This window comes from Lapidilactobacillus concavus DSM 17758 (assembly GCF_001435835.1).
GTDB lineage: Bacteria > Bacillota > Bacilli > Lactobacillales > Lactobacillaceae > Lapidilactobacillus > Lapidilactobacillus concavus.
Genome location: NZ_AZFX01000064.1, coordinates 1 through 8,442, shown reverse-complemented (window position 1 = coordinate 8,442; position 8,442 = coordinate 1). Strand labels below are relative to the sequence as shown.

6 protein-coding genes are annotated in these 8,442 nt (G+C 45.7%); 1 reads left to right on the top strand and 5 read right to left on the bottom strand.

Annotated elements, in window-relative coordinates; translation table 11 throughout:
• Nucleotides 1-130 precede the first annotated feature (130 nt).
• The 5 genes from FC15_RS06210 to FC15_RS06185 form a co-directional block, all read right to left on the bottom strand.
• Nucleotides 131-1,228, bottom strand: coding sequence for an SEC10/PgrA surface exclusion domain-containing protein (locus FC15_RS06210; RefSeq protein ID WP_057824971.1), 1,098 nt, complete (start codon nucleotides 1,226-1,228; stop codon nucleotides 131-133).
• Nucleotides 1,229-1,542: 314 nt separating this feature from the next.
• On the bottom strand, nucleotides 1,543-1,728 hold the full coding sequence (locus FC15_RS06205) for a hypothetical protein (protein WP_057824968.1): 186 nt from the start codon (nucleotides 1,726-1,728) through the stop codon (nucleotides 1,543-1,545).
• A gap of 85 nt (nucleotides 1,729-1,813) precedes the next feature.
• Nucleotides 1,814-2,389 (bottom strand): histidine phosphatase family protein, encoded by a 576-nt coding sequence (locus FC15_RS06200; protein WP_057824967.1) that lies wholly within the window; start codon nucleotides 2,387-2,389, stop codon nucleotides 1,814-1,816.
• Nucleotides 2,390-2,987: 598 nt separating this feature from the next.
• Nucleotides 2,988-3,953 carry a LacI family DNA-binding transcriptional regulator gene (locus FC15_RS06190; protein WP_057824963.1) on the bottom strand — a complete coding sequence of 322 codons (966 nt, stop codon included), beginning with the start codon at nucleotides 3,951-3,953 and terminating at the stop codon, nucleotides 2,988-2,990.
• A gap of 727 nt (nucleotides 3,954-4,680) precedes the next feature.
• Nucleotides 4,681-5,208 (bottom strand): MarR family winged helix-turn-helix transcriptional regulator, encoded by a 528-nt coding sequence (locus tag FC15_RS06185; protein ID WP_057824961.1) that lies wholly within the window; start codon nucleotides 5,206-5,208, stop codon nucleotides 4,681-4,683.
• Nucleotides 5,209-5,380: 172 nt separating this feature from the next.
• Between FC15_RS06185 and FC15_RS06180 the strand changes: the two genes are divergently transcribed.
• A complete protein-coding gene (locus FC15_RS06180; RefSeq protein ID WP_057824959.1) occupies nucleotides 5,381-7,708 on the top strand; it encodes an ABC transporter ATP-binding protein/permease in 2,328 nt (775 codons plus the stop codon).
• Nucleotides 7,709-8,442 lie beyond the last annotated feature (734 nt).

The window sequence follows — 8,442 nt, the reverse complement described above, 5'->3', positions numbered from 1 at the left end:
GGTGTCTTTTTTTTACCATTTTGGCTGGGTGGCTAACTTAATTATAAAACGCGCGAACAAAAAAGAATCCCTTGATATAGAAGAATTCTCTTGACTAATGGTAGAAAAAAAGAACACGATTTGTGTCCTTCTAATTTTCCTGACGATATCGCTTAAGCCCTAATAACACTGCCATCGTCGTCATCAACCAACCGATTAAGCTGCTGATCAGATTTCGCGTTGTATTTTCGTTAGTTTGCGGCAGTTGGGTGGCTCGTTGACGATTGCTTGTCACCTGTTTTTCAGCGCCTTTAGCCTGATTCGTCGTCACTTTTGGCGTTATCCCTTGCAGACTCGCTGGCGCTGAACTAGCCAGTTTCCGCGTTGCAGGTTGTTTTGCACGTGCGGGTGAGCTGAGTGTCACTGTCTTTCCAGTTCCAGAACCCGGTTGCTGGGTGCTAGGATTGGTGGCTTTCGTCGTGGTTGTGCTCGTCGTCGCTACGTCTTGATTCGCCAACAATTCAGCCGTGGTTGGAACCATAACTGGTGAGACATCGAATTTGTTAGACTGCTCAATTTTCTGATTCGGCACCAACAAGAGGTGAATCTGACCCATCGCGTCCACCGATACACCGAGATATTCGCTTGTTGACGGCGTTTGTTGGTGACCCACATAACCAATTAATGATAGCGTATGGCCGAAATTCAAGTCACCATCCGCAAACAACATATCCATAATTGTCTCATAGATTCCCTGCTTCAGACTTGCCAATGTTGGCTTTGTGGTGGACGTCAAGTAACCTGCGGAAACATTTTCATAGTAATTGCGATCAGCTGGCAGGCCATACTGCGAGGCTACCGATGAAATAGTGGCCAAGTCATGGTCCGCGTGGCGTACGATCTGCCATTGATCTTGTTGGTAGGCAAGTGAAATGTCGCGCGCAAAATCAACGGCGCCTTTTGAGAGTGTCAAGGTTGTGGTTCCTAGTTGTAACCGAACTTGATTCAGTATGCCCGCCGCAAAATTAGACAACGCAATATCAACTGATGCGGATTCTGGCAATTGACTAATTGCCACCGCTTGATAGCTATTCGTCAGATCCTGTTCGCCTAATGCCGTGATTGCCACAATCGTCGCATGTTGTGCCGCAAATTGTGTGGGCTCATCCGCATCCGCAAATAAGTTGAGATCAAATCCGGCAGGCAGCGTCAGGGTATTGCCGTCAGCCTGCGCAATGGCACTCGCCATCAGCTCAGAATCCACCGGCACCCTATTCGTCGTTGTTGCGGGCTCAGATTGAGTTGCTTACACCGAAGTAGCTCCGCTATCACCTGAACGGAGTGTGGGATTCGTTGCATCGATTGGATCTGTTGAGGTTGTGGAGGATGAATGGGGCGCTACATTTGTATCTGCCTTCGCGTTTGAATCGATCACCGTCTCAACCTCAGTGTTGGATGCGACGTTGTTTTCTGAACTCGCATTTATACGGCTAGTTGAATCCGATGCTACACTCGCACTGGCAGTAACTTGCGAATCAGTCGCTGCTTCTTCGAGAGTTGGCGCTATTCGGCCTGGTCTTGAGTGGTGGTTGCCTCCGTTGCAGACGTGTGAGCAGTGGTCGCGGATGAATCCACGGTAGCCGCTGTTTGAACGACGTTATCCGTCGCGAATGTTTGCACACCAGGCGTTGTCGCAAGTCCGCTGATCGTGACCAGCGTGCCAACGGTCAATGCACCGATTTTTCCCACTGTTTACGTTAATTTTTCATCTTTTTTCCCTTCGTTGACTGACAAAAAACTTAAAAACATTGTCTTGATTATAGCATGTTTAACTTCACTTTGGGTCTTGGCGAATGATGTCTGCCAAGGCGAAGCGACCATGAGCATAACTGAGTTTAAAAATAATACAATTCGTAAAACCTCGTTGCCATTCAGCAAGCGGATCCATGAATGATCGCAAAAAATTGAAAATCGCATCGCCATGCGACACCGCCAAAACGTGCTGGTGGTCCGGTCGATTCATGATTTTAGTCAACGTCTGCACTAGCCGCTGCTGAACGGCATCGGTCGACTCGCCACCAAAAGGCACAAAAAAAGTCTGGTAATCTAACGGCGACTTTGGCAGCAAGGCCTTGCTTTCTGCTTCGTAACTCCCAAAATACATCTCTTTCAATCCCCGGTCGCGCTGATAATCGAGACGGCCGTGCAAGACTAATTCCGTGGTATCTACGCAACGTTCAAGTGGCGAACTGTAGACATGGTCAAGGGGTTGCGCATCAAAATAGCTTGCTGCCAACTTAGCTTGTGCAATACCGTTTTCAGTCAGCGGCGAATCACATTGCCCTTGGATTTTACCGAGTTGATTGAAGAGCGTCTCGCCGTGGCGCATGAGATAGAGTGTTTGAGTCATTTGTTCCCTCGATTCTTTTTTAGATAATCATGAACACAGGTCATATTTCTCTGAAAACAACCTTGCTTGTCATGAGTCAACATCAACTGATCATTGATCATCCTGCTTGATGATTTCATAATGCCAAGAAACTAAGTGATTGGTGGGACAGAGCTGACATTTATTTTTCCAAATCTGCTGATATTGATCATAGGCCGCTCTTCTCGATAAACCGTCCTTAAGGCTTTGATTGCTCAATCGAATAACCTTCATTATAAACGATGTGACTCACACAATTCAGAAAATTTCAGGTTAAATTTTACTTCTTTCATCCAAATCATGACCACAAAAAAACCAGCACCACTTGTTAATGGGCTGGTCTGCATCGATCTCGATGGCTGAATCAAGATCAATGATTCATGCAAACATGGGTTAGCAGAAAATTTGTCGGCGTCATTCATCAAGCTCAATAACTACCCATCTTTTCTACAAGAACTATCATACAATATGGGAATGTTCCCACGTCAACCCTTAATCTAAAATTTTCTGAAACTAATTTCAACATGACGTCATTAAATTGAAAGCCGAGTCGTTATTTTACAATTTTTACGGGCGCCTTCTAGCAAGTTTTGCGAATAATCATTTCTGGTTCAATTTTTTGATAAGGCAGATGCACATGGTTGATCTGATTATAGAGGTAATAAAATGAATTAGCCGCCTGCAGGTCGACGTGCGGGTCGAAAGTGGTCAGGTCAAACAGGCGACCAAATGTGTCGTTCTCGAAACCTATCACCTGACAATCTTCCGGCACACGATAACCGGCCGCGCGCAAACACTTGATAAAATAAACAGCGACATAATCAGAATAAGTGATGACTGCTTCGGGCGGATTGTCCTGTTTCAACCACTGAGCTGCCGCCATCTCACCAGCGCCTTCGACTGTCCAAAAAAATTGACGCCACGTTTGATCAATCGTTGGATTTTCTATTTCAAAAGTTTTAACAGCCTCCAATCGCGCAATGGTGTTAATACTGGCACGATCGTTGAAAATATGACCAATCTTATGAACACCCTGTTGTTTCAAATAGGTCATCGCTCGTAAATATAATGGATAATGGTCAACATATGATGAATAAATCTGGGCTGAATCAAGTCGACGCCAGGTGGCAATTGGCCCAAATCGAGTATACGGCGTAATTTTCTGCCAGTCATTCACCTTTGACAATAAAAATGCGCCATCAATCTGATGCGTGACGAGCAAGTTCAGCGTATTGAGCTCGTCCTCCTCGTTATCGACCAGGTAAATACTCGTTTGATAGTGATATTGCTTCGCAATGCTGGCAAACGCACGAATGAAGTCGCCGACGTTCGTGTAATACGTATTCGTTAAAAAGCCGATGGTCTGCGTGCGCTGATATTTCAAATCGCGGGCAATCTGATTAGGCACGTAATTCAACTCATGAATCGCCTGCAGAACACGTTCGCGCGTCTCTGCCTTCACGTAGCCATTGCCACTGATCACGCGGGAAACGGTTGATTTTGAAGTTTGTGCAAGTTTTGCGATATCAAAGATCGTTGCAGTCATGGTGTTGCCTCCGAGTTTTTATTGGAAAGTTAACTTTAGTATAGCATTGTAACTGCTGCCCTGGCAGTTCCGCTGCGGGAAAAATGGTTGACTCGCTTGTGGGGCCGGTTCCAGCTCTTTAGAAGCAAGCTTCTAAAGGAGCTTCCACCTTAAAATTGAGCCTTCGTGCAACGAAGTCTCAATTTTATGCCATGTTGTCAGATTGGCATCCCAAGCGATGACGATCAACAACATTTTCACAGCGTGTCAACCATTTTTCCATCCGCTATCTGAAATTACGAACTAGATCTAAAACAGATTTCGCACAGTTCTTCAAATTGAGAAGTCATCAAATATAATTGACGACCAAACCCAGTTATTCAGACCTCAAGCCTACACCAAAAGTTGCGGAAGAAAACAACCGTGATGCTGTGAAAGTACTGTGCGAATCGCACAGTACGGGGAAAATTTGAGACTTCGCAAGAAGGCTTAAATTTAAGGCGAAAGATTTTCAGAGTGTGGCGTCAGGCGGTTAGGCATTGAGCATTAACGATAATAAACGAAAGATTTGTCACACAAATCTTCCGTTTATTGTTGTTAAGCGGAAATGACTGCCTGACAGAACACGTTTCTGAAAACGCGAAGCGAGCGACAAACCGCCTGCAGCCGACCCCACAGCCTATCACGGTTATTTTCTGGAGCAACTTCGATCAATCGAAGATAACAATTATTTTCCACAGCACTTCGATCAACCGAAGGACGAATCACCATGCTGTTCCGGTGCAACTTCAATCGACTTCAAGAACTCCGTCGGTGACATCCGCACAATACCCGCTTCTGCGAGAATGGCAATGCTCGCGGAAAGATGCCTGTCCAGTGCCTCGTGTTGAGTTGGCGTTAAACCTGCTAAGCGCTGGGTCAGTCGCTTTTTGACTTGTTGCATTTGCTTCTCAGCGAACTCATCTCCAACTTTTGTCCGATGTACATTGACGACACGTCGGTTATCCTGATTATGTTCACGTTTCACGAGGCCTTTCTCTTCAACGGTACGCACCGTTCGACTGAGTTGTGCACTGGAAATGTCGAGTTGACTCGCCAATTGTGACATGCTGATGCCGGAATGCGTGTAGACAGCCATCACGACCATCAGTTGTAGTGGCGTCAAGCCGAGATCAACCACGTTTAAGTTTTGAATGACAGTTTGCGCGAGCGTCATGAACAATTGTCCGAAAAGTTGGCTCCCCGTTTGTTGGTCGTTGTTCATCTCAATACCCATATCAAAAATGGATCCTTTCTGTTTGCGATTAATTTAAAATGCGCCAAAAAACTCGCAAAGTTTCGTTTCATATTTTATTATTGTTAATAGTTGACAATCGTTAAGTATAGGGGATAATTAACTTTTGTCAACTGTTTCCACAAGACAGCCATCGCATTTAAAGGAGATCACCATGCTCGAACTAAAGAACATTAAGAAATACTATCATGTCGGTGACACGACGACCAAGGCCCAAGACGATGTGTCTGTGGCCTTCCGTCAAAAAGAATTCGTTGCGATTCTCGGCCCTAGTGGTTCCGGGAAAACGACGATGCTGAACATCATCGGCGGTTTGGATCGTTATGATTCCGGTGATCTACTCATTAAGGGAAAATCGACGAAAGATTTCAAAGACGCTGATTGGGATGCTTATCGGAATAATTCCGTTGGGTTCATTTTTCAATCTTATAATCTAATTGGGCATTTGGGCATCATCGAGAACGTTGAAATGGGGATGACCCTGAGTGGCGTCTCCAGTGCCATTCGCCATCAAAAAGCCGAAGAAGCGCTGATTCGCGTTGGTTTGAAGGCACACATGCATAAGAAAATCAACCAACTTTCTGGGGGTCAAATGCAGCGTGTTGCCATCGCCCGTGCCATCGCCAATGATCCCGAGATTTTATTGGCTGACGAACCGACCGGCGCACTCGATTCCGAAACTAGCAATGAAATCATGAAACTCATTCAAGATTTGAGCCGCGAACGTTTGGTCATCATGGTGACTCATAACCCCGAATTAGCTCACCAATATGCCGATCGAATCATTGAATTTGCGGATGGAAAAATTCAACACGATTCTAATCCGCATGTTGAAGGTCAAAAGGCGGATGCATTCAGCCTCAAGCGCACAAAGATGAGCTACTGGACGGCACTCAAGCTGTCTTACACCAACATTCGGACTAAAAAAGGACGAACCTTCTTAACCGTTTTCGCCTCAAGTATCGGAATCATCAGTATCGCAATTGTGTTGGCGCTATCCAACGGCTTCCAGAAGCAGATCGACAAGACGCAATCCGAAGCGATGGCCTCAATGCCAATCACGATTTCACAGGTCGGTTCGGATCCGAGTGCAATGACAGGCACTCAGACGAAGAAATTCTCGAAGGCAAGTACGATCACGGCCGAAAAGAGTGCCACGGATAAAGCACAACACATCAATAAACTCAGCAAGACTTATCTCAACTACATCAAAAAAGCGCCGAAGAAAGATGCCAAGAATATCGCCATCACTTATGGTACCGGCCTGAATTTAATTCGTAAGGTCGACGATAAGTACCAAACGGTTACTTTTTCTAATAGTAACCCTGACAGCCAGACGATCGATGCACAAGCCATGATGTCGTCTGCAACTGGTGTTGGCGGTTCAGTCTACCCAATTGACCGCAATGGCAAACAAAGCTTCCTGAAGACATATTACAAGGTGATTGCCGGTGCCTATCCAACCGCAACGACTGATATTGTCCTCGTCATTAATAAAGATAATTCCGTCAACATCAACGCCTTAAAGAATCTCGGTTTTAAAGTTTCCGAAGGTGAAAAAATCAACTTCGACAAGCTCGTTGGCACGACAATCAAGCTGGTTGCAAATAACGATTACTACACCAAGCTACCAACAGGCAACTTCTTACCCGGCACTGACTTAACCAGTATGGCAGCAAAGGCTAAAACCAAGACGTTAAAAATTGCCGGTATCGTCCGCGTGAAGTCGAAGAACAGCGACGGTCTCCTCGCAAGTGGGATTGCTTACAGTTCCCAACTGACTAAAGAAGTCCTCGATTTGAACCAAGATTCTGAGATCGTTACGGCTCAAAAAGCCAACGCTAAAAACGTGATGACCGGTCAAACAATGGACGCATCAACGAAAAACATGTGGCTGACACAACTGGGGGGGTCTTCAACACCAACAACCATTCAGATCTACCCAACCACTTTTAAAGATAAAGATCGCGTCCTCAACTACCTCGATAAATACAACAAGGGTAAAAAGAAGGCTGATCAAGTCATCTACACTGACTTGGCTGGTACCGTTTCTGATATGACGGGCGGCTTGATGGATGCCATCACCTACGTTTTGATTGCATTTGCGGCCATCTCGCTGATCACCAGCATGATCATGATCTCAATCATCACTTACACTTCAGTGATTGAACGGACGAAGGAAATCGGTGTCCTAAAAGCTCTAGGTGCCCGCAAAAAAGACATCACGCGTGTCTTCGATGCCGAAACCTTCATTCTCGGATTTGGCGCGGGTATTTTCGGCGTTGTCGTTGCTTATCTGGCAACCTTCCCAATCAATAGCCTTCTCGCAAGCGTCACTGGTTTGAATGGTGTCGCGGTGCTGAATCCTGTGCATGCCATCGTGTTAGTTCTTGTCAGCACGATTCTCACGATCCTTGGTGGCCACGTGCCAGCACGGATGGCGGCGCGGAAGGATGCTGCTATCGCGTTGAGAGCAGAATAGGCTTTTGTGGTTACAAAGAATTTGGGCTCATGCTTCCAATTTGGGAGTGTGAGTTTTTTTGTTTGCAGGTTTATATTCAGGCCCGTCAGTCCACTATCTGTCTGTCGAGTTATCAGACCCGTCAGTCCACTATCTGTCTGTCGAGTTATCAGACCCGTCAGTCCACTGCGTGGAAAGCTGTTGTCTTTGCTATGGGGCCGGCTTCAGGTTTATTCGGCTCGTGCTTCGCACTCGGCGAATAAATCTTCCGCCTTAAACATTAGCCTTCGTTTCTCGAAGTCTAATGTTTGTCCCATGTTGTAAAATCCGCATGGCCCACGCGGATTAACAACATTTTCACAGCACGGCAACAACTTTCCACTCCGTTCCCTGACTCAGATGTGAAGGCGGAGTCGCGGTTTGAAATTAAGAACAGGAAATTAGTGTGTATTTCTAACCCAGTTTGTTAATCTTTAAGACTAAACTAGAATCTGCAAAGGAAAATGGTTGTGATGCTGTGAAAGTTTTGTAAGTCTGTACGCTTTTTGCAGACTTACAAAACGGGTAAATTGGAGACTTCGAATAGAGTGTGTAACAAGGCGGTTAGCTTCTGAGCATTAACGATAATTTCTGAATGATTCGCTTGCGGATCGTTTAGAAATTGTGGTTAAGCGCAAGAAGCTGCCTTGTGTAGCACGTTTTTGAAGGCTCCAATTTTAGTCGAAAGCTACTTTTAGCTTGCTAAAAGAGCTGTA